General features: G+C 29.4%; 25 protein-coding genes. 11 read left to right on the top strand and 14 right to left on the bottom strand.

Annotated features, from left to right (window positions below; all coding sequences use genetic code 11):
• Positions 1-63: 63 nt before the first annotated feature.
• The 6 genes from CRU95_RS12620 to CRU95_RS12590 form a co-directional block, all read right to left on the bottom strand.
• Positions 64-768: a molecular chaperone gene (locus CRU95_RS12620; protein WP_129101473.1), complete on the bottom strand. Its 705-nt coding sequence runs from the start codon at positions 766-768 to the stop codon at positions 64-66.
• Positions 765-2,444, bottom strand: coding sequence for a 4Fe-4S dicluster domain-containing protein (locus CRU95_RS12615; protein ID WP_129101472.1), 1,680 nt, complete (start codon positions 2,442-2,444; stop codon positions 765-767). Before CRU95_RS12615 ends, CRU95_RS12620 begins: the two co-directional genes overlap by 4 nt.
• A gap of 65 nt (positions 2,445-2,509) precedes the next feature.
• Positions 2,510-3,460, bottom strand: coding sequence for a formate dehydrogenase subunit gamma (locus CRU95_RS12610; RefSeq protein WP_129101471.1), 951 nt, complete (start codon positions 3,458-3,460; stop codon positions 2,510-2,512).
• Entirely contained in the window at positions 3,417-4,010 is a 594-nt protein-coding gene (gene fdh3B, locus CRU95_RS12605) for a formate dehydrogenase FDH3 subunit beta (RefSeq protein ID WP_258238716.1), read from the bottom strand. Before fdh3B ends, CRU95_RS12610 begins: the two co-directional genes overlap by 44 nt.
• Positions 4,011-4,022: 12 nt before the next feature.
• The gene (locus CRU95_RS12600) at positions 4,023-6,869 is read right to left on the bottom strand and encodes a formate dehydrogenase subunit alpha (protein ID WP_258238713.1); all 2,847 of its coding nucleotides are present in this window, start codon (positions 6,867-6,869) and stop codon (positions 4,023-4,025) included.
• Between the two features lie 13 nt (positions 6,870-6,882).
• Positions 6,883-7,089, bottom strand: coding sequence for a twin-arginine translocation signal domain-containing protein (locus CRU95_RS12590; RefSeq protein WP_129101467.1), 207 nt, complete (start codon positions 7,087-7,089; stop codon positions 6,883-6,885).
• 711 nt (positions 7,090-7,800) lie between these two features.
• On the opposite strand from CRU95_RS12590, the gene CRU95_RS12585 reads away from it, so the two are divergent.
• Positions 7,801-8,463: a response regulator gene (locus CRU95_RS12585; RefSeq protein ID WP_129101466.1), complete on the top strand. Its 663-nt coding sequence runs from the start codon at positions 7,801-7,803 to the stop codon at positions 8,461-8,463.
• Between the two features lie 40 nt (positions 8,464-8,503).
• Here the strand turns inward: CRU95_RS12585 and CRU95_RS12580 are convergent, their stop codons facing one another.
• On the bottom strand, positions 8,504-8,995 hold the full coding sequence (locus tag CRU95_RS12580) for a MarR family winged helix-turn-helix transcriptional regulator (protein ID WP_129101465.1): 492 nt from the start codon (positions 8,993-8,995) through the stop codon (positions 8,504-8,506).
• A 142-nt stretch (positions 8,996-9,137) separates the two neighbouring features.
• Between CRU95_RS12580 and CRU95_RS12575 the strand changes: the two genes are divergently transcribed.
• Positions 9,138-9,572, top strand: coding sequence for a DoxX family protein (locus CRU95_RS12575; protein ID WP_129101464.1), 435 nt, complete (start codon positions 9,138-9,140; stop codon positions 9,570-9,572).
• Between the two features lie 37 nt (positions 9,573-9,609).
• Here the strand turns inward: CRU95_RS12575 and CRU95_RS12570 are convergent, their stop codons facing one another.
• Genes CRU95_RS12570 through CRU95_RS12560 form a run of 3 tightly spaced genes read right to left on the bottom strand, consistent with a single transcriptional unit; the run spans position 9,610 to position 11,305 of the window.
• Positions 9,610-9,888 (bottom strand): heavy-metal-associated domain-containing protein, encoded by a 279-nt coding sequence (locus tag CRU95_RS12570; RefSeq protein WP_129101463.1) that lies wholly within the window; start codon positions 9,886-9,888, stop codon positions 9,610-9,612.
• Between the two features lie 2 nt (positions 9,889-9,890).
• Positions 9,891-10,217, bottom strand: a complete 327-nt coding sequence (locus CRU95_RS12565) for a mercuric transporter MerT family protein (RefSeq protein WP_129101462.1) — start codon at positions 10,215-10,217, stop codon at positions 9,891-9,893.
• A complete protein-coding gene (locus tag CRU95_RS12560) occupies positions 10,214-11,305 on the bottom strand; it encodes a transglutaminase-like domain-containing protein (RefSeq protein ID WP_129101461.1) in 1,092 nt (363 codons plus the stop codon). The genes CRU95_RS12565 and CRU95_RS12560 overlap by 4 nt, the downstream gene beginning before the upstream one ends.
• A 238-nt stretch (positions 11,306-11,543) precedes the next feature.
• On the opposite strand from CRU95_RS12560, the gene yedF reads away from it, so the two are divergent.
• Positions 11,544-11,885, top strand: a complete 342-nt coding sequence (yedF, locus tag CRU95_RS12555) for a sulfurtransferase-like selenium metabolism protein YedF (RefSeq protein WP_129101460.1) — start codon at positions 11,544-11,546, stop codon at positions 11,883-11,885.
• 36 nt (positions 11,886-11,921) lie between these two features.
• Here yedF and CRU95_RS12550 read toward each other — a convergent pair whose 3' ends face one another.
• Together CRU95_RS12550 and CRU95_RS12545 are read right to left on the bottom strand one after the other, a co-directional pair.
• Positions 11,922-12,683 (bottom strand): acyl-CoA dehydratase activase, encoded by a 762-nt coding sequence (locus CRU95_RS12550; RefSeq protein WP_129101459.1) that lies wholly within the window; start codon positions 12,681-12,683, stop codon positions 11,922-11,924.
• The gene (locus CRU95_RS12545; protein ID WP_129101458.1) at positions 12,683-14,005 is read right to left on the bottom strand and encodes a double-cubane-cluster-containing anaerobic reductase; all 1,323 of its coding nucleotides are present in this window, start codon (positions 14,003-14,005) and stop codon (positions 12,683-12,685) included. The genes CRU95_RS12550 and CRU95_RS12545 overlap by 1 nt, the downstream gene beginning before the upstream one ends.
• Positions 14,006-14,352: 347 nt before the next feature.
• On the opposite strand from CRU95_RS12545, the gene selD reads away from it, so the two are divergent.
• From selD to CRU95_RS12515, 5 genes are all read left to right on the top strand, one after another.
• Positions 14,353-15,387, top strand: coding sequence for a selenide, water dikinase SelD (gene selD, locus CRU95_RS12540; protein WP_258238712.1), 1,035 nt, complete (start codon positions 14,353-14,355; stop codon positions 15,385-15,387).
• 156 nt (positions 15,388-15,543) lie between these two features.
• Positions 15,544-16,890 carry an L-seryl-tRNA(Sec) selenium transferase gene (selA, locus tag CRU95_RS12530; protein WP_129101456.1) on the top strand — a complete coding sequence of 449 codons (1,347 nt, stop codon included), beginning with the start codon at positions 15,544-15,546 and terminating at the stop codon, positions 16,888-16,890.
• A complete protein-coding gene (gene selB / locus CRU95_RS12525; protein ID WP_129101455.1) occupies positions 16,890-18,719 on the top strand; it encodes a selenocysteine-specific translation elongation factor in 1,830 nt (609 codons plus the stop codon). Before selA ends, selB begins: the two co-directional genes overlap by 1 nt.
• On the top strand, positions 18,720-19,337 hold the full coding sequence (locus CRU95_RS12520; protein ID WP_129101454.1) for a class I SAM-dependent methyltransferase: 618 nt from the start codon (positions 18,720-18,722) through the stop codon (positions 19,335-19,337).
• A 289-nt stretch (positions 19,338-19,626) separates the two neighbouring features.
• Positions 19,627-20,325, top strand: coding sequence for a hypothetical protein (locus CRU95_RS12515; RefSeq protein WP_129101453.1), 699 nt, complete (start codon positions 19,627-19,629; stop codon positions 20,323-20,325).
• A 190-nt stretch (positions 20,326-20,515) separates the two neighbouring features.
• On the opposite strand, the gene CRU95_RS12510 is transcribed toward CRU95_RS12515, so the two are convergent.
• Complete coding sequence (locus CRU95_RS12510; RefSeq protein WP_129101452.1) at positions 20,516-21,382, bottom strand: GyrI-like domain-containing protein; 867 nt, start codon at positions 21,380-21,382, stop codon at positions 20,516-20,518.
• A 143-nt stretch (positions 21,383-21,525) separates the two neighbouring features.
• Between CRU95_RS12510 and CRU95_RS16645 the strand changes: the two genes are divergently transcribed.
• Both CRU95_RS16645 and CRU95_RS12505 read left to right on the top strand, forming a co-directional pair.
• Complete coding sequence (locus CRU95_RS16645) at positions 21,526-21,687, top strand: hypothetical protein (protein ID WP_164969788.1); 162 nt, start codon at positions 21,526-21,528, stop codon at positions 21,685-21,687.
• Between the two features lie 41 nt (positions 21,688-21,728).
• Positions 21,729-22,949: a glycosyltransferase family 4 protein gene (locus CRU95_RS12505; RefSeq protein WP_129101451.1), complete on the top strand. Its 1,221-nt coding sequence runs from the start codon at positions 21,729-21,731 to the stop codon at positions 22,947-22,949.
• Positions 22,950-22,972: 23 nt separating this feature from the next.
• On the opposite strand, the gene CRU95_RS12500 is transcribed toward CRU95_RS12505, so the two are convergent.
• Positions 22,973-23,371, bottom strand: coding sequence for a DUF2721 domain-containing protein (locus CRU95_RS12500; protein ID WP_129101450.1), 399 nt, complete (start codon positions 23,369-23,371; stop codon positions 22,973-22,975).
• Positions 23,372-23,529: 158 nt separating this feature from the next.
• On the opposite strand from CRU95_RS12500, the gene CRU95_RS12495 reads away from it, so the two are divergent.
• Entirely contained in the window at positions 23,530-25,206 is a 1,677-nt protein-coding gene (locus CRU95_RS12495) for a formate--tetrahydrofolate ligase (protein WP_129101449.1), read from the top strand.
• The last annotated feature ends 21 nt before the right edge of the window (positions 25,207-25,227 follow it).

Below are 25,227 nucleotides of genomic sequence, written 5' to 3'. Positions count from 1 at the left end.
TTTGTAAATAAAAAATTTGTTTAAATATGCTTTTTTGCATATTTAAACTTTAAAAGAAATCTATTAAAGACTTGTAACTTCGTCAAAATTTCTTTTTGCTCTTTTTACGAACTCTTTTCTTTTTTTATGAAATAACTCATGTTGAGTTCTTTTTTTATGTTCTTTAGGTTTTTCTACATTTAATAATGCTCTTTCTAATTCAATAAAAACTTTTAATAATATTGCACTGTTTTTATAAAAATCACTCTCTTCATGTTTATAAACATCATCAATAAATAAATCAATAAATCCATTTAAAATATTTGAAAAACACTCTAAGACTAAGGGGTTTTCAATATTTTTGAAATCTTCTTCGATTAGTTTTTGAATAAAGTTCAATATAAAACAGATATGATCTTCTGCATCTTTAAAACTTATTGTATTTTTTCTGAAAGTTGATTTTAATACTATATTAGTCATTTCAACTCTTTTTTTACCATCATCTCTATCTTCATTATAATAAGAAGCTGTTACAGGAATATAACTTGTACTTGGACTAAAGAAAACTTGATTGTTTTCTTCTTTTAATCCATCAAAACCTTTATCTTTTAAAAATTCATTCATTTTATTTAATGCTTCTTTACTATGTTCATCAATTGGACTACTTGATAAAAGTTCAATTATTTTTTCTATATTTTTATACTCTTTATTATCATCTATAAATGAAAATAATGAACAGAACAATCCATAATAGATTGCTCTTGCTTTATTTAATTCTTCAGTTTTCATACTCTTTGATTCCTTATTTCATCATTTGCAAACATAACTTTTGGTTTACAATCTTCACAGCAATATAAAGTTTTTTGTTTTATAGGATTATTTGCAAAAATTGGAGACATTATAGTTGCGATTTTTTCTACTGCCTTTTTAGTTGCAAACTCTTTACCACATTCAGTACATGCAAAAAGTTCATCTTGAGCTACTACTCTTTCTAAAAACGACTGGCTATTTAATTCAATTATATCTTGCTCAATTGTTAAACAATTTTTTTCTGGACATGAAAGTTCACAATATCCACATCCCGTACAAATTAATGGATTTAATCTTAGTGTATTATCTTCTGGATATGCCTTAAGGGCATCGACATTACAGGCTCCAACACATGATAAACATAAGGTACAGTTATCTTGATTTATATTTACTTTTGCATAATGAACATTTTCACCAGTTTTAACAATACCTAAATCATCATTTCCCACAAGAGATGATAATCTAACAGCAAAAGCTTCTCTTTTCCTTTCATCTTCTTGATTATATGAAAATGTAGAACCATCAATTAAATCAACTTCTTCTAGGGCTTGTGATAACTCATCTTCATTTATTGCTACATATATAGCTTTTTTGCCATATTTTTTAGTATAAATATCATTTAAAATTCTAATAGCATCTGTACTTCCTTTAGATAAGAAGTCAGTATAAAATATAACTTGAGAACCACTTTCTTGTAGAATTGTTAAGAATGAAGTTTCATGTAAAAACTTTTCTCCATCTATTTTAAAAGGAAGTACATTTTCTTTTAGTGTTATATTTAATTGTGAAAGATTTATCTTTTGGGGAAGAATTAAAGGAATATTACCTCTAAACTTTTTTGCCATTTCATATATAGAATTTTTATTAATTGGGGCATAATCAAGCGCTCCAGAAGGACAAATTGAAATACATCCACCACATCCCTGGCAATCAATTTGTGAGAATTCCAAATGTTTTTTTTCATCAATTTTTATAATTGCAGTAGTGGGACATACTTCTTCACATCTTCCACAAACTTCTTCTCTTCTTTCATGATATTGACATATATTAGCATCGTATGTAATGAATTTTTTATACTCATACTCTTCAACATTTTTTCTTAAAACACTTAGCACTTCATCAATAGAAGATCCTTTTGGATCAAATCCTCCACTTTGTCTTAATCCTAATTCTTTAATATCAAACCATACAATTTGATCAACTTTTAAAGTGACATCTTTGCCCTCATCATCCACAATAACTGTTAAATTACCAATATGACCAGAAATTGATTTAATTATATCTTCACTTATTCTAAACATATCAAATTCATCTGAGTCTGTTTTTGAAATAAATTCTTTTGAATCATCATCATTTGCAATTAATAATAATTTATTTCCTATTTTTTGTGTATAAATGACATCTTGAGCATTATCAAATTTAACTGCAGCAATTTCATAAAGTTTATGAACATTTTGTATTTTTTTTGAAATCGAATCTTTTGTATTTTTAATATAAAAATCAATTTCGTCAGCACTTACTTCGCTATCTACTTCAGCACTATTTGAAATTAAGAATTTAATATCCTTTGTTTTCTCTATATCATTTGTAACAAATATACTTTCAGATAAAGGGAAATCCAACCCATCAGGGTTATGATATACAAACTCTTGCATATTTAGCCTTTCTTTTATAAATATAAGAAAAAAACCTCTCAAAAAAGAGAGGAATTTTAAAGTTTTTAAAGTTTTTTATCTTTTTTAAGTTCTTTGTAAAAAGTACTATGAAGAATTTCTACTTCTTCTTCTTCTTTATAACCACTTATTATGCTATGAATTGCACCTTTAATTGCAAATACTGACATATAAATATGTGTCATAAATAATGCTGCAACTGCAAATCCTAATATATTATGAATAATTGCACTTGCTCTTAATAAATCAATTTGTGTTAATCCAAGTGAAGCTATAAATTCTATTTTAAAATCTTGGAAAAACATTATTGCACCTGTGATTATCATTACGATTCCACCAAATGTACAAATGTAAAACCACATCTTTTGTCCAGCATTAAATCTTCCTGCTGGAATAGGGTCTTTTCTTTTGTTTAAATATCCACCAAGTATCATCATCCATTTTATATCATCACTTGTTGGAAGCATATCTTTAAACCACATCATTAGCATAGGAATTACTGAAATCACAAATAGTATTGTTGCTATTGAATGAACATCTTTACAAAATCTTATAAATTCTCCACCACCTAATGTTGTTCCAAATACGATTGCAAATCCTGTTGGGACAATTAAGATAAATGCTATTGCTGCTATTGTGTGTATTATTCTATTAAAGATAGAAAAAACATAAATCTTTTTTCTATCATGAGAAAAAATCATTGGTCCTATAATTTTATAGTGTATAAAAAAGACTGTTGGTACTCCTATTAATACGCCTAAGAATATAGGTTTAAAATATGTGCTTTGTAATAAAGTAAACCATTTACCTAAATGTAAAGATCCTTCTTTATCATATGCTAAAATATTTGGAATTAAATCTTTCCCAAATATTGCACTTTCACTGGCAAATGCCAGTGAACTTAGTGCTAAAAAGATTATTAATATATTTTTTAGTTTCACATTAACTCTTTCTTTATGATTTGTATGCTGAACTCCATGCTCTTGTTGTAGCGGCATGGTTATGTCCTCTTGATAGAACTCTTTGTCTAAATATTTCAGAAACTTTTTGTGAATCTCCTACTAATAATGCATTTGTAGAACATACTGCTGCACACATTGGTACTTTACCTTCTGCTATTCTATTCTGTCCGTAAAGTTCTCTTTCATGTTCACTGTTTGTTTCTAATGGTCCTCCTGCACACATTGTACATTTATCCATTGCTCCTTTTGCTCCAAATGCTCCATCTCGTGGGAATTGTGGTGCTCCAAATGGGCATGCATATAAACAATATCCACATCCGATACATTTATTTTTATCGTGTAGTACTATTCCATCTTCTCTTATGTAAAAACAATCCACAGGACATACTTGTTCACATGGTGCATCTGTACAATGCATACAAGCTATTGATAATGAATATTCTAAATTTTCAATACCTTCGTTTAATGTTATTACTTTTCTTCTACTTATACCTGTTGGTAGTTCATGTGCTTCGGAGCAACCAACTGTACAAGCAAAACACTCAATACATCTATCTTCATCACAATAGAATTTCATTCTTGCCATTTCACTCATCTCCTAGTCCTTTGCTTTCACAATTTTACATAATCCAGCATTGAATTCTGGTATTTGAGTAATGATGTCAAATCCATAGTTTGTAATTGTGTTTGAACTTTCACCTATTGCATAAGGTTTCGTTCCTTCTGGATAATTTGCACTCATATCAAAACCTTGCATTACACCTGCAAAGTTATATGGTAATGCAATTCTATCTGGCGTAACTCTATTACTGTATTGAGCTTTTACTTTAATTTTTGTTCCTTGAGGTGAATGTAACCACATCATATCACCATCTCTTAATCCATGTTCTGCTGCTAACTCTGGATTTATGTTTGCAAACATTTCAGGTGTAATATGAGAGAGATATTTACTTGTTCTTTCTATCATACCAGCTCCACTTAGGTTTACTACCCTCATAGTTACTAACATAGTAGGAAACTCTTTTGACCAATCTTGAGCCATTTGCTCTGATTTAAATCTCACATCAACTCTAAAGTTATTTGTTTGATCCTCATATGTTGGATACTTTCTAACTAAATCCATTCTTGGAGAGTGAATTGGTTCTCTATGTTTTGGTATTGGATCTGGGAATGTCCATACAATTGCTCTTGCTTTTGCATTTCCATATACACATACTCCAGCCTCATTACATTTTTCTTGAATAATTCCACTTAGGTCAACTTTCCAGTTTGCACCCATTTTTCTTTTTTCTTCTTGGGTTAATGTAATTCCTAAAACTTTTTCTATATTAGCTTTTGTAATTTCTGGATATCCACCTTTGATTTTAGAACCTTTTACACTTACTCTTTCATCTGGTAATTGTGAAACTCCATCATGTTCTAACCCAAATCTATTTCTAAATCCCATTCCACCTTTTAACATTGGTGTATCTACATCGTATAATATTGGACTTCCTGGGTGTTTTGTGTCCCAACTTGGCCATGGTAATCCATAATATTGACCTTTCATTTTCCCCGAACCTTTTAAAGTTATTGGATCAAATAAGTGCCAATTCTCTTGATGTTCTTTCAATCTTTTTGCTGTCCATCCACCAAGTCCAATTGTTTTTACTGTTCTTGCTAATTCATCTGATGCATCATCTGGCCAATTAAAGTCTTTTTTTACTACTTTATATTCACCATCAACAACATTCATTTTCATTGCTTTTACATATTCATCATAAAAACCAAATTTTTTAGCAAATTCAAACATTACTTCATGGTCAGTTTTACTTTCATATAGAGGATCAACAATTTTACTTCTCCATTGTGAAGATCTATTTGTTGCAGTTACACTTCCTTCTGTTTCAAACTGTGTTCCTACAGGTAATATATAAATATTATCGGTTTTATTTGTTATTACGGCTGCTTCATTTACAAATGGCTCTGCAATTACTAATAAGTCTAATTTATCAAGTGCTTCTTTTACTTTAGCAGTTTGTGCCATTGATGTAATACCCGTACCTTGAACCCATAAAGCTCTAATAGGACTTGAAGAATATGTTTTTTCTTCTTGTAATACACCTTGCCACCATTTAGCAAGTGAGAATCCTTTTTCATTCATCCATTTTGGTGAGTGAAATCTTCCTTGTAACCAGTTATAATCAACACCCCATGCTTTCGCATAATATTTCCAAGATGCTTCAGCTAATCCATAATATCCTGGTAAACTATCGGCTAGACAACACATATCAGTAGAACCTTGAACATTATCATGTCCTCTAATAATATTACATCCTCCACCTTCTTTACCCATGTTTCCTAATACTAGTTGAAGTATTGGTAGAATTCTTGTATTTGATGTCCCAGTACTATGTTGTGTAATACCTAACGCCCAAACAACTGTAGTTGGTTTTGTTTTTGCTAAAAGTGTTGCTAAGTGTATAATTTTTTCAGATGGAATTCCAGTAACATCTGCTGTTTCTTCTGGTGTCCATTTTTTAGCTTCTTCTCGTACTTCTTCCATACCATATACACGACTATCAATAAATTTTTTATCTTCCCAACCATTTTTAAAAATGATATGTAATAGTCCATAAATAAATGCTACATCTGTACCTGTTCTTATTCTTAAATAATGATCTGCTTTTGCTGCAGATTTTGTATATACTGGATCAACAACTATTAGTTTTGCATTATTTCTATCTTTTGCTTGAAGAAAATGTTTAAATCCAATTGGATTTGCAACAGCTGAATTTGCTCCAATCATTAAAATTGCTTTAGAGTGTCCGACAACATCACCAAAATGATTTGTCATAGCGCCATAACCCCATGTATTCGCCACACCGGCGACAGTTGCACTATGTCAAATTCTAGCTACGTGATCGATATTATTCGTACCCCACATTGCAGCAAACTTTCTAAAATAAAAAGCTTGTTGTAAATTAAATTTTGCTGATCCTAAGAACATTGCTGCATCTGGACCATTTTCTTTTCTAAAAGTTAACATTTTCTCAGAAATTTCATCAATTGCTTGTTTCCAAGAAATTCTTTGCCATTTCCCTGCCACTTTTTTAAGTGGATGTTTCACTCTTTGTTTACTTTTTACTAAATCTATTTGATCTATACCTTTACAACAATGACTTCCTTCACTTATAGGATGGTCTTGTGCTACATCTTGTCTTACCCAAACTCCGTTTTGTACTTCAGCTACGATTCCACATCCTGCAGAACATATACTACAAATAGTTTTGACTTTTTTTGATCCTGGGAAAGGATTTTTTACTTCATCTTCTGTTGCTTTTCTTACTGTATCTGTAGATGCGAACATTGATGTTGCTCCTACTCCTGCACCAATTGAAGCAAGTTTTAGAAAGTTTCTTCTTCCCATTTTCAAAGATATGTCGTTAAGTTCATTTTTGCCCATTATCTTTTACTCCTTAATAACTAGCTTTATAAAAAGCTTTCCATTCCGCTGTCTCTTTGTATAAAATCTCTTTTTTATTAGATTTTCCTACGACAACACCATGTGAACCATCACTTGTATTATTCTTAGTACTAGCCATTGCAACAGTTGCACCAGCAGCAGCTACAAGTGCGCTTGCACTCAGAGTTTTTTTAATGAAACTCCGTCTATTATCTTTCATGGTTTCCTCCAGATATTTTTTTCTTTAACATCTATAATATGCTATTTTTGCATATTAGTATTTAAAAAAATAATTTAAAAAGTTTATCTTTTCTCTAATGTATGTAATATGCTATTTTTGCATATTACTATTTGAAAAAAATAATTTAAAAAAGCTTATCTTTCTTTACCATATCTAATATGCAAAAATAGCATATTAGTATTAAAAGATAAGATTTAATCGCTCTTTAAATACTATAAAATAGACACATAGATAAAATAAATTTTACACACATTTAAAAAGTAATTTTTAAAATCTCTTTGGTAAAACTTTATTTACCGAATTTTATTGCTAAAATTCTTAACTTACACTTAAAAGTTAAAATTTAATTTACCAAATTAATTAAATCTTTAATTTAAGTAACAAAACAGCTTTAAATTTAATATCAGTATTTAATTATTTATCTAGTAAAATATACAATGGTTAAAAACTTTTAGTACTAATTCCAATTTTAAATATACAATATTTAATTTTTAAAGAAAAAGAATACATGGGTTTTACTATAAAACTTGGGAATCAGTGCCAAAAGCTGGAATAATTAAATCTTGTGGTGAGTCTGTCATTAGTGGAGACAGTTTTTGGCTCAATTACTATGAATGTACAAAGTTTCCAATCAAAATTATAATTGTTCACTCTTTACAATTAAAATACCAATAAATGATGAGGACATAGATGAAAAATAGAGATTTAGGAATCTTAAGAGATTTTAATATTTTGTATTTAGAAGACGATGAAAATTTATTAAAACATACATCTGATGTATTAGAAGATTTTGTAAATAATATATTCCTTGCAAAAACTTCATGTGAAGCAATGGAAATTTTATTAAATAAAAAAGTTGATGCTATAGTTACTGATATTTTATTAGAAAATGAAAATGGAATTGATTTCTTAAATCATATAAAAAGCAAAAACATTAATATTCCTACTATTCTTACAACTGCTCATACAGATACAAATTATTTACTTGATGCAATAAAACTAAAAGTTGAGAATTATATAGTTAAGCCGATAAATATAAAAGAGTTACTTAATACTTTGCATGATATTTTATTGCCAATTGTTCAACAAAAAGAGATACAAAAAAGTAGAAGTGTTATAAGAACAATTGCTGCAATTACTGATAGTAAGCAAGTGGCTATTGTAAAACATATTATAAATAATTTAGATAATGAAAGTCATTTTACAGCTTCATATACAGATATTATGGAAGAGTTTTGTATATCAAAACCAACTTTGATAAAGCTCTTTAAAGAGCTTTCAGAGAAAAATATTTTAATAAAAGTCCAACATAAAACTTATAGGTTCAATGCTCCTTCTTTGGAGAGTTTATAAAAAAAACTACAAGTACGAAAATATTTAAGTGATAAAAGAATTAAATATTTTTTAATATTTTTATAAAAAGAGTTAGAAAAAGCTCTTTTTCCTTATCGCTAAGAATTGAAAAACAATTATTTTCATAAGTCAGAATATCTTCAAATACTTTTCTACAAATCTCTTCTCCTAAAGGAGTTATCTGTACTAATTTACTTCTTTTATCATATTCATTGTCAAGTCTAATTATAAACTTTCTATCTTCAAGTTTTTTTAATACTTTAGTGATTGCTGCTGAAGAAAAAATTAATTTTTCACTTAATTTTTTTGGAGAAATTGTTTGTTTTTCATCTCTAAGGGCTAAAATAGTAATCAGTGCATCAGTTTCACTATCACTTAAATTATAATTGCTATCTTCAATTTTAGAAATGTTTTTTTGTATTTTATTGTATGCCAAATAAAAAGGGAAAGTTAATTTTAATACTTCACTAAGGGGTGAAAGTACTATTTTCTTGTGTGCTGTAATATCTGCATTAAGGTCATTTATATTCATAAAAAATTATACCTTAATTTTGATAAATAAAACTTAACTAAAAAGTAATTTACTAGTAAGGTACTTGTAAGCCTCTTATTGATATTATTCCATGATTATTGAGAATAAAAATATGTATATATTGATTATATAAAGGAATAAAATGGAGAAAAAAGAAAGTTGCTGTATTTCATCAGAGCGTGATTATACAGATATTTCAAAATTAATGTTAAGATTTACAGTTGGTTTTTTACTTTTGTTTCATGGAATGGCTAAAATAAATTATGGTATATCATTTATAGAAGAATTATTGGCTAGTAAAGGACTACCAACTATTATTGCTTATGGTTCATATATTGGTGAGATTGTTGCTCCCATAATGTTAATAATAGGTTTTAGAGTAAGAATAGCTTCTATAATTATTTTCTTTACATTAATTATGGCAGTTTTTCTTGGACATTTAGATGACTTTTTTACATTATCAGAAGTTGGCGCATGGGCAATGGAAGTTCAAATATTTTATCTTATGGGTTCTTTAGCAATTTTTTTACAAGGTGCTGGGAAATATAGTATTGATGGCTGTACTAAGAATAAATAATATATAAAAAAAGCTTCACTTTAAAGGTGAAGCTTTTTTATTTTGTATATTTTGATGTAGATAAAACAACACCTTCATATGAAGTTGTTTTAATAGCTGCTAATATATCAGCTAGCTTAACTTTATCATCATAAATAACGGTTGCTTTTTTTGTATTTAGTTTAACACTAACTTTTTCTACACCATCAACTTTTTTGATGGCTTTTTTTACAGCAATAGTACATAAAGGACAGTGCATTTTTTCAACTTTTATGATGCTTATATTTGAAGCAAAAATAAAAGTACATAATGATAAAAATAAAATAAGTGTTTTCATATTCAATCCATAAATAGTGGTATTAGTTCAGGGTATAGTAATAAAAAAAAGATTAAAGAAAAAAATAGTGTTGTAAAGATAATGTGTATTGTTCTTTGTTTTTTTGTACATTTACATGATATTTTCTTTTTAAATCTTTTTACTGCAAAAAATAAGAGTGCAAAGGTTATTATAACCATTGGAATTCTTAAAAAATCAAGTTCAGTAAAATAGGTCAATACTCCACTTGATATTCCAAAAAATAAGAATAAAAATGCTGGTAAACAGCATAATGTTGATAAAAGAGCAGTTAAAACTGCTCCTATTATCGGAATATTTATTTTATTCACTTATGCTCTTGTGAGATATAACTATAAGAGAAATCCTTCGCATCATAATAATTTAATGGATCTTCTCCAGTTTCTGCATATGGATATCCTAACATATTAAGTGGATATTGTGCAGGTTTTGGATTAAGTACGAAATCTCTTGCGTAGTTAAATGCTACCCAATTCATTTCCCAATTTCCAAACATGAATTTTTTTGCATCTTTTACTTTTTGATCTTCGTTTGTAAGTTTTTCTGCAAGTCTTACTTTTGTAACATCAGCAGGATCAGCAGGAACCCATCCTAAACCACTTATATAAAATTCAGCACGACAATGTTGACCACCAGTTATTTTTGCTAAACCATTTTCATCTGCTTTACCACAAGCTTTTGCGATTTTTGATTTACCAACTCTTATTCCAAATACTTCTCTTGCTGGAATGTTTGCATTTCTAAGTAGTGTTACAAAAACAGAACTAATATCTGTACATTTTCCACCATAGATTTTTTCTTCAATTGCTTTTTTAGCATCACCAACTCCACAACCAATTACACTATTATCTCTATACATAGTAGTAACTGTCCAATCATAGATTGCTTGAGCTTTTTCAAGTGGAGTTTTTGCATCTTTGATAATATTATCTGTAAATAGTTTCATCTTATCACTTACAGGAATATGAGCAGTTCCTTCTAAGAATTTTTGAACATCTTTAGGATAGTTCATATTATTTTTAGCAAGTTTTAGATTATGTTCTTTTTGCATAGTTACCATGTCAATTTTAACAGTTAAGACTCTTGTTTCAGTCCCTTTGTTCCATTTTACATAAAGTACTTTTGTATCATAATCATTTTTTGCTATATATGCTTCTGCATAGTTTCCTTCATATTTTAAGTTTGCAACTTTTTGATAAGTAGAATCTAAAGGAAGTGGAACCCATAGTTGAGTCTCTTCATCACTTGGTTTGATTTCAAATTTATTTGTAATTGTAAATTTTCTAGTTCCTTCTTTGATTCCAAAAGCGTTTGTTTCTTTTGCACTTAAAAAGCTTGGACTTACAAGCATAGTTGTAGTAAGTAGTGCTGAACCTTTTAAAAATGTTCTTCTTTCCATGGATAATAACCTCTAATAGTGTTTTGTTCTATCAAGAGATAAAGTAAATAAATTCACATTAACTCAAACCATAACCTATGGTCTTGAACTATATTTATCTTGAAATATTATTGTAAGCTTCATAAACAAGTGCTTAAAAAGTAAAAAATATTTGACCTAGTTTAAACATTTATTAATATAATGAAGCGTAAAATTATTTTATATTAAACTATGTATTAGTTATACAAAAAGGTATAAAATGAAAACTATGAAAAAAACTCTATTTTTAAAATCAGATAAAATCGGTGATGGTGAATTAGGCTCAATGCTAACAAAAGGCTTTTTAAGTGCAATTCTTGAACAAGAAAATACACCTAAATCTATTATTTGCGTTAATAGTGCTGTTCTTTTGACTACAGAAAAAGAAGATAATGAGATACTTATTATCTTGAAAAAGATAGAAGAAAAAGGTGTTAAAATCTACTCTTGTGGAACTTGTCTTGATTATTATAATAAGAGAGATGATTTAAAAGTTGGAGTTGCTGGTAATGCAATGGATATTGTAAACTCTCTTTTAAGTGAAGATATAGTTACTTTTTAATCAATCAACAGAGATCTCTCTCTCTGTTGATTAAAATCATATTTCTTGATAAATTTCATATCCACAAAGAGCAGCACCAATTGCTCCTGTTAGTTGAGGATGTTTAGATGCAAGAATAGTTTTTTCTAATTTTTCAGATAATAGTTTTACTAAAAAACTATCTAAAGCTCCTCCACCTGTAAAAAGTATTATCTCACTTTTACAAGCAAACTTGCTAGCCATAGATGCAAGTCTTGAAGCGATTGATTCATGTACTGCATAACAGATATTTGAAGCACTCTCTCTTTTTGCAATTAGTGAAACTACTTCTGATTCTGCAAAAACAGCACACATACTTGAGATAGATAATTTTTTATTGGCTTCAAATCCAATCTTTGAAAATTCATCTAGATTTAAGCCCATTCTATTTGCTGCTATTTCTAAAAACTTGCCAGTTCCAGCCGCACATTTGTCATTCATCTTAAAATCAACAAAACCACCGCTTTTATCCAGTAATATTACCTTACTATCTTGCCCACCTAAGTCAATAACCATTTGTGCATTGTTATTAAAAAAATATGCGCCTTTTGCATGTGCTTTTATTTCACTTATTACAGGACATGAGAAGGTTTCTTCTATCATGTGTCTACCATATCCTGTGGAAACTAGCATTTTTATATCTTTATCTTTTAGATATTTTTTTACTATTTCATCTTGATTTACAATAGTTGGAATAACACTCATTTCAACTAGCTCTTTTTTTTCATTGATTCCACATATTTTTGTATATGTGGAACCAACATCAACTCCCCAATACATTAGCTTTTTGATTTTAGCTTATTTGCTTTTTTCTTAAATGAGATACTTTCTAAGAAAGCTTCAACTCTTGTTTTTATTTGTCCTGCATCTTCAGGAGAATAATCTGATTCTATTACTAAACAAGGAATTCCAGCTGCTTCTAGAGCTTCTGTTACTAGGAATGATTCTACATTGTATGTATGACAAAAAGATAGTGTATAATATATAACTCCATCAGCTTGTCTATCTTTATACATTTTTAAGATTTTATCAATTCTTGGCGTATTTGGAGTAAAACATGCACAATCAACTGCACTATATCTTTTCATTAGTTCTTCCATCAAGTCATCTTCATTTTTGATATTATCAATATCTACATTATCTTTATAATATCTATGTCCAATACATGACTCTTCATTTATAATAGCACCACCTGAACTTTCAACAGCAGTGTGAAGTTTCCAATTTGGTGGAGCAATAGGAGTTCCTAAAATCATAAGTCTTGGAGTATCTTTTTCAAATACTGAAATTTTATCTTCAACTCTTTTTTCTAATTCATCACAAAGTTCATTTACTTTTTGTGTATATCTTTTTGGATCATCTAAAAATCCCATTTGAGTTACAAATAGTGCATCTTTTCCAGTTATTGGCATAACTTCTGGATTTAATCCTCTTAGTGAATCAAGTCTTAAAAGTGCTTTTCTTTTTTCATTTATAATTCTTGTTCCTTCTAACATCTCTTCAAGACTTAGTTTTTTTCCAGTAACTTCTTCAATATGTTTTTTGAACTCAACTATTTCTTCTTTCCACATTTTTAAATCTTTATCTCTTTTCATATGTGGAATATTCATAACATGTACTGGATGATGTTTATTAAGGATTTCCCATGTTTTTTTCTTAGCTTCACAGGTTGTTTCACCATATATGAAATCAGAAGATTGAGTATATGCACATGTTCTTTGAAGTTTAAATCCATGAGCTGATTTGATTAAAGGACAGATATTTCTTGGAAGTTCAGTTTCAGCATCTGCGATTGTTGCAGGGCTTCCACCACATAAACCAAAACATGCACCACCAGCTCCTACAATTATCTCTTCTGGTACAAAGATACAAAATGCACCAACAGCTGGTTTTTTTTGCTTTCTAAGTTCATTGATTTCAGCGATTCTTTGACCTTGAATTTCACTCATAAACCAATCAAAGTATTTCATACCCTCTGGTCTATTTTTTTGAGACATAAATTGAGCTTTATAAGACTCAAGTCCCATATTCATCATTTTTGCATGTCTATCAACATCAACATTAATTTCTGAAAGTAATTTTCTGTGTTCTTCTACACTCATAAGTTTTTCCTTGTATTATAATTATTATTTATACATGAAAAAAAAGGAAATATTATAAAAAGAACTTTTAAGTCATGTATGTCTAAGCCTTAGACTATTAAAAGTAAATTATTTAAGATATATTCTAACCTTAAATTATACTTATTAAATAAAACTATATTCCTTTATTAATAAACAAAAGCTTAAAAAGTAAAAAGTACTTTACTATATGTTAAATCTATATTTAACTAAAAAAAGATATAATCTCTGCAATTAATTTGCATTAACTCATGGGTTGGGTTTACATAAAATGTGATATTCTCTATTTGATATAAACTAATCCACAAAATGCATTCACAAGGGAAATAATGAACAACAGATATAAATTAACAAAATTTGTTCAAGCTGCTGGTTGAGCTGCAAAGATGGGTCCGGGTGATCTAAAACAGTCTCTTTGTAACCTTAGACCGACAGATGAAAAAGTTTTGGTAAGTTTTGAAAATAGTGAAGATGCTTGTGTTTATCAAATAAGTGAAGATAATGCCTTAGTACAAACACTTGACTTTATTACTCCAGTTGTTGATGATCCCTATATTTATGGGAAAATAGCTGCTGCAAATTCACTTAGTGATATTTTTGCTATGGGAGCTGAAGTTAAAACGGCTATGAATATAGTCGGTTTTGATGCAAAAAACCATGGTAGAGAAGTATTAGGAGAAATTTTAAATGGTGGAAATGAAAAAATAAAAGAGTGTGGCGGAGTTTTGATGGGTGGACATACTATTGAAAGCCCTGAAATGTATTATGGATTATCAGTAACTGGTATGATTCATCCAAATAATATATATAGAAATAATACAGCCAAAATAGGACATGTATTAGTTTTAACAAAACCAATAGGAATGGGTATTTTAACTACAGCTATTAAAAGAGATTTATTAAGTGATGATACAACAAGGGAAGCCATAAAAGTAATGGAGACATTAAATTATTTACCATCAAAAATATTAAGACAATATGATGTGAGCTCTTGTACAGATATTACTGGTTTTGGACTTATTGGACATGCTTTTGAGTCAACAAATCCTACTACTACCTTTGCAATACATTGTGGTGAAGTTCCTGTTATGCAAGATGCTTATGATTTAGCACAGCAAGGTGTAGTTCCAGGTGGAACAAAAAGAAATCTAAAATATCTAGAAGATAAGATGACTGTAATGTGTGCAGATAGTTCTTGTAAACTTATGTATTGTGATGCTCAAACTTCAGGTGGCTTATTAGTTGCTATGGATAAAGATGATGCAAAAGAGTATATAAAAAAAGTAGAAGAGTTAACTTATGGTTATGCTGCAATTATAGGGGAAGTTATTCCAAGGGGAGTTACACCAATTATGATTTATTAATTGGCGAGAAGATGAAGGAATCGAACCTCCCACGGCGTATTACACATAAACCGTCAATCAGGGTTGAAGCCTGTGGTGCCCACCAGGTACACTTATCTCCCAAAGTAAGTGGGAATCTTACATTAAATATTTTTAAAAACATCTGAAAGGGTCAAAATGAGTTTACTCAAGGCTATTCCAAAAATTGATAAGTTTGTATCAAAGAAGAATTTTGATGGATATTCAATTAACTTAATTACTAAAATATCACAAGTGATAATTGAGAACTTGAGAAGTGAAATACTTCAAAAAAATATTAGTGAAATAAATGAAGATAAATTAGTAGAAGAAGTTCTTAAAACATATGAAGAATTAGTATCTCCTTCTTTACAAAAAGTTATAAATGCTACAGGAATAATAGTACATACAAATTTAGGTAGAAGTTTATTGAGTAAACAAAGTTTAGAAAAAGCTATAGAAATAGCAACTTCATATAATAATTTGGAATATGACTTAAAAAAAGGTCAAAGGGGTGAGAGATATGCCCATATTGTAAAAACATTACAAGCTTTGACTGGATGTGAAGATGCAATAGTTGTAAATAACAACGCAAGTGCAGTTTTTCTTATCATGAACACTTTTGCTAAAAATAAAGAAGTAGTAGTAAGTAGAGGAGAACTAGTTGAAATAGGTGGAAGCTTTAGAGTTCCAGAAGTTATGGCTCAAAGTGGGGCAGTTTTAAAAGAGATTGGAACTACAAATAAAACTCACCTAAGAGATTATGAAAACGCTATCAATGAAAATACTTCTATGCTCATGAAAGTACATAAATCAAATTATACTATTGAAGGTTTTAGTAGTGATGTGGAGTTTGAGGATATAGTAAAAGTTGCTTCACAAAATGAGGTAATAGATTATTATGATATGGGAAGTGGACATATGATTGACTTACCTTTTAATCTATCAAGTGCTGAACCCTCTATTTTAAAAATCATGGAATACAATCCTTCACTTTTAAGTTTTTCAGGTGATAAATTACTAGGAAGTGTACAAGCAGGTATTATCATAGGAAAAAAAGAGTTAATAGAAAAGATTAAAAAGAATCAACTCTTGCGAATGTTAAGGGTTGATAAAATAACTTTAGCAATACTTGAAGACACACTAAATTCATATTTAACAAATGATTTAGAAAATATTCCTACATTAAATATGTTATATACCAAAATAGAAGTTTTAGAGCAAAGAGCAAATAGATTAAAAAAACTAATAGATAATATTTGTAAATGCGAAGTAATTAAGAACCAAACACTAATAGGTGGAGGAACAACTCCCAATAAAAAGATACCAACTATTGCGTTAACACTGGAATATAAAGATTATAAACCAAATAAAATAGAACAACTTTTAAGAAAAAATAATCTAATCACTAGAATAGAGAATGAAAAAGTATTATTGGATTTTAGAACAATTCAAGAAGAAGAGATAGAACAAATAGAAAGTATAATAAAAAGGGTATTTAATTAATGTCAAATATCATTATAGGAACAGCAGGACATATAGATCACGGTAAGACAGCTTTAATAAAAGCTCTAAATGGTTTTGAAGGTGATGATACAAATGAAGAGAAACAAAGGGGTATAACTATTGATTTATCCTTTTCTAATCTAACACGAGGACAACAAAATATAGCATTTATAGATGTACCTGGACATGAAAAATTAGTTAAAAATATGATTGCTGGGGCATTTGGATTTGATTATGTTATGTTAGTCGTAAGTGCTGTTGAAGGAATAAAACCTCAAACAGTAGAGCATATTGAAATCATAAATTTATTAGGACTAAAAGAGTTAATAGTAATCCTTACAAAAAAAGATTTAGTAAACCCGGAAGAGTTAGCTTTGAAAAAAGAACAAATATTGATGTTCTTGGAAACTTTTGATTTTGAAATAAAATTTGTAAGTGAAGTTTCAATATATGATGAAAGCTCAATTGAAAAACTAAAAAATCAACTTTTTACTATAAATAATAGTATTAAACAAGAAGAAAACTTCTTTAGATTTTATGTGGATAGAGTATTTTCACCAAAAGGTATTGGTACAGTTGTAACAGGAACTGTTTTAGGAAAAAAAGTTGAGCTAAATGAAAAAGTATTTATCAGCGAAAGTCAAAAAGAGACAAAACTAAAAAATATACAAGTTCACAATCAAAATGTAATAGAAGCAAATATATCAAATAGAGCAGCACTAAATTTACAAAATATAGATGTACAAAGTATATCTAGAGGTGACTTGATTACTAAAAGAGGTTATGTAAGAGGTTTTGATGGTATTGATATCTCTTTTTCTTGTCTAAAAGATAAAAAACTTTTGCATAATAAATCATATTCGCTTTTTATAGGTGCAAAAAAAATAGAGATAAAAGCTTTACTTTTTGATTCAATTAATTCGCTAGAAGTGGGTTTTGCTACATTAAAAGCAACAGAAAAATTATATACAATTTTTGGTGAGAAAGTGATTTTACGAAATGGTAATGAGACGATATGTGGAGGAAAAGTACTAAATCCAGTAATTGATCCCATGAAAAAAAACCAAAAAAGAAAACTTTTAGAAGCTTTAGAAAAAAATGATTTTATAAATGCTTATTATGAACTCCTAAATGCTCATAGAAAAGGATTAGGGATAATCTCTTCAACTCAAAGATTTGCTTTAAGTCATGAAGAGGCTTTAGCGTTTGCAAAAAATCTTGATGAGGTATTTGTGGATGAAAAAGACTTAATTATTTATCCAAATGATACAAAAGTGGAATTAAAAGAATATATAAAAAATGTATATGAAAAAAATGCTTATGCGATGCTTTCTAATGCTTCTATTGCCTTAAGAGTAAAATGGGCAAGTGCTTTGTTTATAGACAGTGTTTTAGATGAATTAGAAGAAGAAAATTTTTTAATAAAAGAGGGTAATCTATATAAAAATGCCAATATTAAAGAGGATTTCTTAAAAGATTTAGAAGATATTGTTTTAAATAGATTAAAAGAAGAAGATATTTCTCCTACTGCTCCTTATAATATCTATGATGATTTGGATATTGATAGAAAACTAGGTGATGATATCTTAAAAGCTCTAACTTCTAAAAAACAAGTAATAAGACTACAACACAATCTTTTCATACATTTTGAAAGCTTGAACAATATTGTAAAAGCTATGAAAAGCATCATAAAAGTAGATGGTTATATAGAAATAGCAAACTTCAAAGAGAGATTTGAACTTAGTAGAAAATATTTAATTGCATATTTGGATTATCTTGATAATTATTCGGAGATTAAAAAAGTAGAAACAAAAAGAGTCTTTGCTTAAATGCTTTGCCCTTTATGTAATAGTAAGGCAAAGCTTTTTTATAAAAACACTCACTATAAATGTGAGTGTTGTGCTGGAGTGTTTAAGTCAAAAGAGTTTCATCTAATAGGTAATGATGAAAAAAATATTTATGAAAAACATAAAAATGATTCAAATGATATAAGATACCAAAACTTTCTCTCTCCCATCACAAACTCAGTTTTAAATGATAAGTCAAAAAGTAGTATTGGACTTGATTTTGGTTGTGGAAAAGATTCTGCAATTATAAAAGTGCTTAGTGACAATGGTTATGAAATATATGGTTATGACTTGTTTTATTTAGATGATAAATCATTATTGGAACAAAAATATGATTACATTACAAGTAGTGAGGTTATAGAGCATTTTCAAGAACCAAATAAAGAGTTTGCTCTTTTAAAATCACTTTTAAAAGATGATGGAAGTCTGTATCTTATGACAGATATTTACGATGAGAGTATTGATTTTGACAAGTGGTACTACAAAAATGACCCAACACATATTTTTATGTATCAAAGAAAAACTTTTGAGTGGATGAAAGAGGAGTTTGGGTTTTCTAGGGTTGAGATAGAGGGGCGGTTGATTCGGTTTTATTTGTAGTTTATTTTCATGAACACCTGACGGTCTTCGTATTTCTTACTTTTTGGTCTCAAAAAAGTAAGCAAAAAAGACTGGAGTGGTAAACCATACATGAAATTTCAGAAAAATACTTTGAAAATATATTAATACAGACAAATTTAAATCAATAATTAAAAGAAAAGCCCGAATAAAGGCTTTTCTTTCATACATTAAAGCAACATTATTTATGTTATAAATATCATAAGTTCAAGGCTATTTTGTATATAATGAATGTTCAATAAATAAATAGTTAGGCGATAGGAGACACAACATGTCAGTAGATTCAACACAGGCGAGAGAACTAATCTCAGGATTGAAGTGGTACTTCCAAGCCAAAAACTTAGCTTTGAAAAATGCACTATCTATAAAATGTCCTCTCTCAGTCGATCAGCAGAACGACATACGAACATATTATTCGCTTTATCTTGCTAACTTACTTTCAGCTACGGAGATGCTCCTAGAAAATGAGTACCCGTTTTCACAAGATTTTAAACAAAAAATTAAAGAGGCTTTGTCATTTCCCGGATTTACAGATGGAGAAAATAATTATTCCTATTTGAGAGAGCTAAGAAATGCTGTAATTCACAGAGGCTTTGATATTTGTAGTTCGGCACACATCAAAGATGACATGCCACTCATGATCGCACCGCAAACTATCGCAAATCGGAGTGGAAAAAAGTCATATTCAGCCTTTGGCTTTTACCTGCTTGAAATGATTTCAAAATGTGAATCCGTCATCGGTCATCTCATTGAACAACATCTTCAATTAAACGGGCTACTGAAACCTTTATCTACTCATGAGCAAATGGTGGTGGAAGCCAAGGTCCACTTAGCTAGTGCTGTTGGCGTTCCCGAGTGGGTAAAAAACATCGCATCTAGCCATTTGGAAAACATTGATCACGAAAAAATTCAGCTGGAACAAATAAAAAGTTTTGTGGCTGTTCTTCATGAAAATGCACTTGGTTCATGATATGCCTAACAAATCAGTTGAGCCAATAAATTACCCTGCGGGCAATTCATCGGCTCATTTTAAACGTTAAAGTTTTAAAAAACGACTAACAACCTTTATTTCCACTACACAATAAAACAATAAAATCATTCCAAAGTATAAAAATACAAAGGAAAACTCATGAAAGTAGATAAAAGTACGACATATAGCTTTATTTATACCGAACAGGCACTCTAAACTCTATATCAAACTCATCATTTGGATCTAGGTAATTATTTTTGTAGTATAAAACACTAGCTGAACCCTCTAAGGCTTCAAATTCACTACTTGGAATCCATTGATAATATATCTTTTGATATAAAGTTAGAACATCTTCACAAACACCTTGAAATCTAATAGTTGCATATAGTCCACCCTTGATAGAACATAATCCAATATCCCCTTTTGGTTCTATTTTTTTACCCTCTAAATCAACACATGTTACATATCTATATTTTTCTACTGATGTAATATTGGGATTGCTATGGTGTATTGCCATCATAGTTGGTTCTTTTATATCAAAATCTTCTTCTAAAAGGTATAAAAATTTTTGCCACCTTTTTTTTATAGTTTTGTCATATCCCATATGTCTCATATAAGCGATAGTTATTTCTGGTATCTTTTTTATCTCTATTTTTGAAAAGTCTACTTTTCTTTTTTTTAATTCATACTCTTTTGGTGTATGGTTTTTATGTTTTTCTTTTCGCCATTCATTTGGTGAGCACTTGTATGCTTTTTTAAACTCATTACTAAAGGTCGCGGAAGATTTAAACCCACAGTTATAAGCAATATTTGTAATTGAAGAGGTAGGGTTAAATATAAGAAGATTTGCAGCACAATCTAGCCTTAAGTCTTTTATATAATTAGTAACACTTTTGCCTGTTATCTCTTTAAATATTCTTTGAAAATGGTATGGAGAGTATGAAGAGATTTTTGCCAAATCTTCAATTGTTAATTTCATAGAAAGATGTTTATAAATATGGTATTGAACTTCATTTATTCTTTGTCTATGTTCATTTTTTGTATCAGTTTTTTTCATATGAAGATATTAGCATATTTTATAAGCAAAATTTGGAAATACTAGAATATCATAAAAATAATAGCACGATTTGATAAATATATTCAATCATAATAAAAAGACAAAATTTCTTTTAAACTTTATAATTTATATAAGGAATTAAAATGAAAACTATGTTTGTATTATTTGTTTTTATAAGTTTATTATTTGCTTTAAAAGTAAACAGCAAAACCAAAGAAAAAGAGTTTAAAACCAAAGAGGAAGTAAATTTAATCTTCTCTTCTATTTATAAATCTAATCTAGAAGCATTTAAAAAGAAGAATTAATTTGTTATGATTTCATTTATAAAATATCAACAGAGGTAAAAATGAGAATTTTACATGCTTTATCACAAAGACCTGGAAAAACTGGAAGTGGAGTTTTTCTTCAACAATTATTTAAAACAGGAAATGAACAAAATCTTGAACAAGCAGTGATTGCGGGAGTTCCTTTTAGTGAACAAAATCCTGATATAGAAAATCTAAAGGCACAGAATTTTTATCCAGTATTATTTGAAAGTGATGAGTTAAATTTTCCAGTTGTTGGTATGAGTGATGTTATGCCTTATTCTAGTACTAAATATAGTGATTTAGATGAAAAAATGTATGAGAAGTATGAAAAGGCATTTAAAAAGGTAATTAAAAAAGCTGTAGTTGAGTTCAAGCCTGATGTTGTGATTTGCAATCATATTTGGCTTTTATGTGGATATATAAAAGACTTATTTCCAAATTTGAAAGTTCTAGTTTTATGCCATGGGACAGATATGCGACAGCTTGAACGCTCACCTAGATTAGTTCCTATTGTAAAAAAAGCTGTGCCAAAGTGTGATTATATTTTTGCTTTAAATTCTGCTCAAAGAGAAGAGATAGTAGAGCTTCATGATGTAAAAGATAGCCAAGTAATCACAAGTGGAAGTGGATATAACCCCAATATGTTTTTCCCTATAAAAAGAGAAAAGAATAAAAAGATAAAGATAGCTTATGTAGGAAAAATTTGTAATTACAAAGGTGTTCCAAATCTTTTAAATGCCCTTGATAAAAGTAAAAATTATAAAAATATAGAGTTAAATTTAATCGGACATGGCAATGTAGAAGAGAGTGAGACAATAATAAAAAGTTTAAGCAAAAGAAAAACAGAAGTTAATTATCTAGGAGCCATATCTCAAGATAAACTTGCTGTGTTTTTACAAACTTGTGATGTGTTTATTCTTCCTTCATTTTTTGAAGGTTTACCTTTGGTTGTGATTGAAGCCTTAGCTTCAGGTGTAAAAGTTATTTGCACAGACTTACCCGGACTTGATGAGTTTATGGGTGAAGAGTTAAAAGCTCTTGGTGCAATTAGATATGTAAAAATGCCAAGATTAAAAAATGTAGATACTCCTTATGCTGAAGATATAGAAGCTTTTGAAAGGGAACTTAGCCAAAAAATAGATGAAGTTAGTGTAGAATTTTTAAATGATAATGAATATAAGATAGATGAAGTTCTAAGCCATTTGGACGATAAGACTTGGAAGGGACTTTTTCATCGTTTGGAAAAATACTTTAAATAAATAGAAGTTCATATTTAGAACTTCTATTTGCAAATGTCATCCAAGTCTTTTAATTCCAAGTTTAGAGCATTTGAAGATATATATACTTCCCACAAAGAAATACATAAAGAAATACACATTGTAAGTAAACTCAATCCAAATATTTTTTTACCAATATCATGAAACTCTAAAAAAAGTGAAAACATAGAAACAGTACATAATAACATTGATACCACTCCAAAAAACTGCATCCATTTTGTAAGTTCTAGTCTTGTTTTTAAATTTGCAATTTGACCTTTTAGTTCACTATTTTTTTGTTCTCTTGCTTGTCTACTAATTGAACGAATAAGTTGTCCAGTTGTTAAAAATCTATTTGTATATGCTAAAAGAAGTAGAGAAATAGCAGGGAAGAGTAAAGCAGGTGTTGATATCCCAATTTCCATAAAATGCCTTTATATTTTTTTCGTATTGTAACTAAAAGAATAAAAAATAATGGTTAAAATATATACAGTAAACTTAGATATTTAAGAAAATACCTATATATTTCTAAAGGCAGATAGTGTAGAATAGAAAATAATATTTTTATATAATAGGAAGAGATATGTCAGATATTGAAATAGCACAAAAAGCCTCTATGATACCAATTATTGATTTGGCAAAAAAGAAATTTAATATTCCAGCTGAACATCTTGACCCTTATGGTCATTATAAAGCAAAACTATCTTTAGAGTATGTTGATAGTTTAAGTCATCAAAATAAAGAGGGAAAACTTATATTAGTAACTGCCATAAGTCCAATTCCAGCAGGTGAGGGTAAAACAACCACAACAGTTGGTTTGGGCGATGCTTTAAATAGAATTGGGAAGAAGACAATTATCTGTTTAAGAGAACCTTCACTTGGGCCTTGTTTTGGATTAAAAGGTGGAGCTGCTGGTGGAGGATATGCACAAGTTGTACCTATGGAAGACATAAATCTTCACTTTACTGGAGATTTTCATGCTATTGGGGTTGCTCACAATTTATTGGCAGCCTTGATTGACAATCATATTCACCATGGAAATGCTTTAAATATAGATTCAAGACGCATAAAATGGAAGCGTGTTTTAGATATGAATGACAGAGCTTTACGAAAAATAACTATTGGACAAGGTGGGATAGGAAATGGTTTCTTAAGAGAAGATGGCTTTGATATTGTTGTAGCTTCTGAAGTTATGGCAATACTTTGTTTAGCTACAAATAGAGCAGATTTGAAAGAGAGGCTAGGACGAATAATTATTGGATATAAAACTGATAAAACAACTCCTATATATGCCAGTGATTTAAAAGCTCACGGAGCAATGGCAGCTGTTTTAAAAGATGCTATAAAACCAAATCTAGTGCAAACTTTAGAGAATAATATTGCTATAGTTCATGGTGGTCCTTTTGCTAATATTGCCCATGGATGCAACTCTGTAACAGCTACAAAAACAGCACTAAAGTTAGCAGATTATACAGTAACGGAAGCTGGTTTTGGAGCGGATTTAGGAGCTGAAAAGTTTTTAAATATTAAATGTAGAAGCTCAAAATTAAAACCTTCTGCTGTTGTATTAGTGGCAACCGTACGAGCACTAAAATATCATGGAGGTGTTGAAACAGATCATCTAAATCAAGAAAATTTAGAAGCCCTTGAAATAGGTTTTGCAAATATACAAAGACATATTCACAATATCACTAAAAATTATAATCTTCCTGTTGTTGTTAGTATAAATCACTTTACCCATGATACTGATGCTGAAACTTCACTTTTAAAGAAAAAGTGTGAAGAGTTAGGGGTGAAGTGTGTTATTTCAAGTCATTGGGCAAAAGGTGGAGCTGGGGCAGAAGAGTTAGCACATGAGATTATCGATGTTGTTGATAATAAAGAAGCTAGTTTTGATTATCTATATGATGATAACCTTCCTATTTGGAATAAAATTGAAGTAATTGCTACAAAAATATATGGAGCAAAAGAGATAGTTGCAAGTTCAAAAGTACATGAAGAGATAGATAAACTTCAAAATAAGTATGGAAAACTTCCTATTTGTATGGCAAAAACACAAATGTCATTTTCAACAAATCCCTCTTTAAAAGGAGCACCTATTAATCATATCATAGAAATAAGTGATATAAAACTAGAAAATGGAGCAGGTTTTATAGTTGCAATTGCTGGAAATATGATGACGATGCCTGGCCTTCCTAAAGTACCAACTGCAGAAAAAATCGATATCGATGATGATGGCTTAATTACAGGGCTTTTTTAGCTTTGTAATTTGAAAATTAAA

This window comes from Arcobacter sp. F2176 (genome assembly GCF_004116465.1).
Classification (GTDB): Bacteria; Campylobacterota; Campylobacteria; order Campylobacterales; family Arcobacteraceae; genus Arcobacter; species Arcobacter siniprincipis.
The sequence above is the reverse complement of the archived record's forward strand: the minus strand, read 5'-3'. Positions and strand labels throughout refer to the sequence as shown.

What these genes read in the sequence shown, in the direction of transcription:
- CRU95_RS12610 (WP_129101471.1), bottom strand. Translation starts at nt 3,460, where the DNA reads ATGCCGCTACAACAAGAGCATGGAGTTCAGCATACAAATCATAAAGAA.
- CRU95_RS16645 (WP_164969788.1), top strand. Translation starts at nt 21,526, where the DNA reads ATGAAAACTATGTTTGTATTATTTGTTTTTATAAGTTTATTATTTGCT.
- CRU95_RS12580 (WP_129101465.1), bottom strand. Translation starts at nt 8,995, where the DNA reads ATGAATATAAATGACCTTAATGCAGATATTACAGCACACAAGAAAATA.
- CRU95_RS12585 (WP_129101466.1), top strand. Translation starts at nt 7,801, where the DNA reads ATGAAAAATAGAGATTTAGGAATCTTAAGAGATTTTAATATTTTGTAT.
- CRU95_RS12500 (WP_129101450.1), bottom strand. Translation starts at nt 23,371, where the DNA reads ATGGAAATTGGGATATCAACACCTGCTTTACTCTTCCCTGCTATTTCT.
- CRU95_RS12560 (WP_129101461.1), bottom strand. Translation starts at nt 11,305, where the DNA reads ATGGAAAGAAGAACATTTTTAAAAGGTTCAGCACTACTTACTACAACT.
- CRU95_RS12545 (WP_129101458.1), bottom strand. Translation starts at nt 14,005, where the DNA reads ATGAGTGTAGAAGAACACAGAAAATTACTTTCAGAAATTAATGTTGAT.
- selB (WP_129101455.1), top strand. Translation starts at nt 16,890, where the DNA reads ATGTCAAATATCATTATAGGAACAGCAGGACATATAGATCACGGTAAG.
- CRU95_RS12550 (WP_129101459.1), bottom strand. Translation starts at nt 12,683, where the DNA reads ATGTATTGGGGAGTTGATGTTGGTTCCACATATACAAAAATATGTGGA.
- CRU95_RS12615 (WP_129101472.1), bottom strand. Translation starts at nt 2,444, where the DNA reads ATGCAAGAGTTTGTATATCATAACCCTGATGGGTTGGATTTCCCTTTA.
- CRU95_RS12590 (WP_129101467.1), bottom strand. Translation starts at nt 7,089, where the DNA reads ATGAAAGATAATAGACGGAGTTTCATTAAAAAAACTCTGAGTGCAAGC.
- CRU95_RS12510 (WP_129101452.1), bottom strand. Translation starts at nt 21,382, where the DNA reads ATGAAAAAAACTGATACAAAAAATGAACATAGACAAAGAATAAATGAA.
- CRU95_RS12570 (WP_129101463.1), bottom strand. Translation starts at nt 9,888, where the DNA reads ATGAAAACACTTATTTTATTTTTATCATTATGTACTTTTATTTTTGCT.
- selA (WP_129101456.1), top strand. Translation starts at nt 15,544, where the DNA reads ATGAGTTTACTCAAGGCTATTCCAAAAATTGATAAGTTTGTATCAAAG.
- CRU95_RS12515 (WP_129101453.1), top strand. Translation starts at nt 19,627, where the DNA reads ATGTCAGTAGATTCAACACAGGCGAGAGAACTAATCTCAGGATTGAAG.
- CRU95_RS12575 (WP_129101464.1), top strand. Translation starts at nt 9,138, where the DNA reads ATGGAGAAAAAAGAAAGTTGCTGTATTTCATCAGAGCGTGATTATACA.
- fdh3B (WP_258238716.1), bottom strand. Translation starts at nt 4,010, where the DNA reads ATGGCAAGAATGAAATTCTATTGTGATGAAGATAGATGTATTGAGTGT.
- CRU95_RS12620 (WP_129101473.1), bottom strand. Translation starts at nt 768, where the DNA reads ATGAAAACTGAAGAATTAAATAAAGCAAGAGCAATCTATTATGGATTG.
- yedF (WP_129101460.1), top strand. Translation starts at nt 11,544, where the DNA reads ATGAAAACTATGAAAAAAACTCTATTTTTAAAATCAGATAAAATCGGT.
- CRU95_RS12505 (WP_129101451.1), top strand. Translation starts at nt 21,729, where the DNA reads ATGAGAATTTTACATGCTTTATCACAAAGACCTGGAAAAACTGGAAGT.
- CRU95_RS12495 (WP_129101449.1), top strand. Translation starts at nt 23,530, where the DNA reads ATGTCAGATATTGAAATAGCACAAAAAGCCTCTATGATACCAATTATT.
- CRU95_RS12520 (WP_129101454.1), top strand. Translation starts at nt 18,720, where the DNA reads ATGCTTTGCCCTTTATGTAATAGTAAGGCAAAGCTTTTTTATAAAAAC.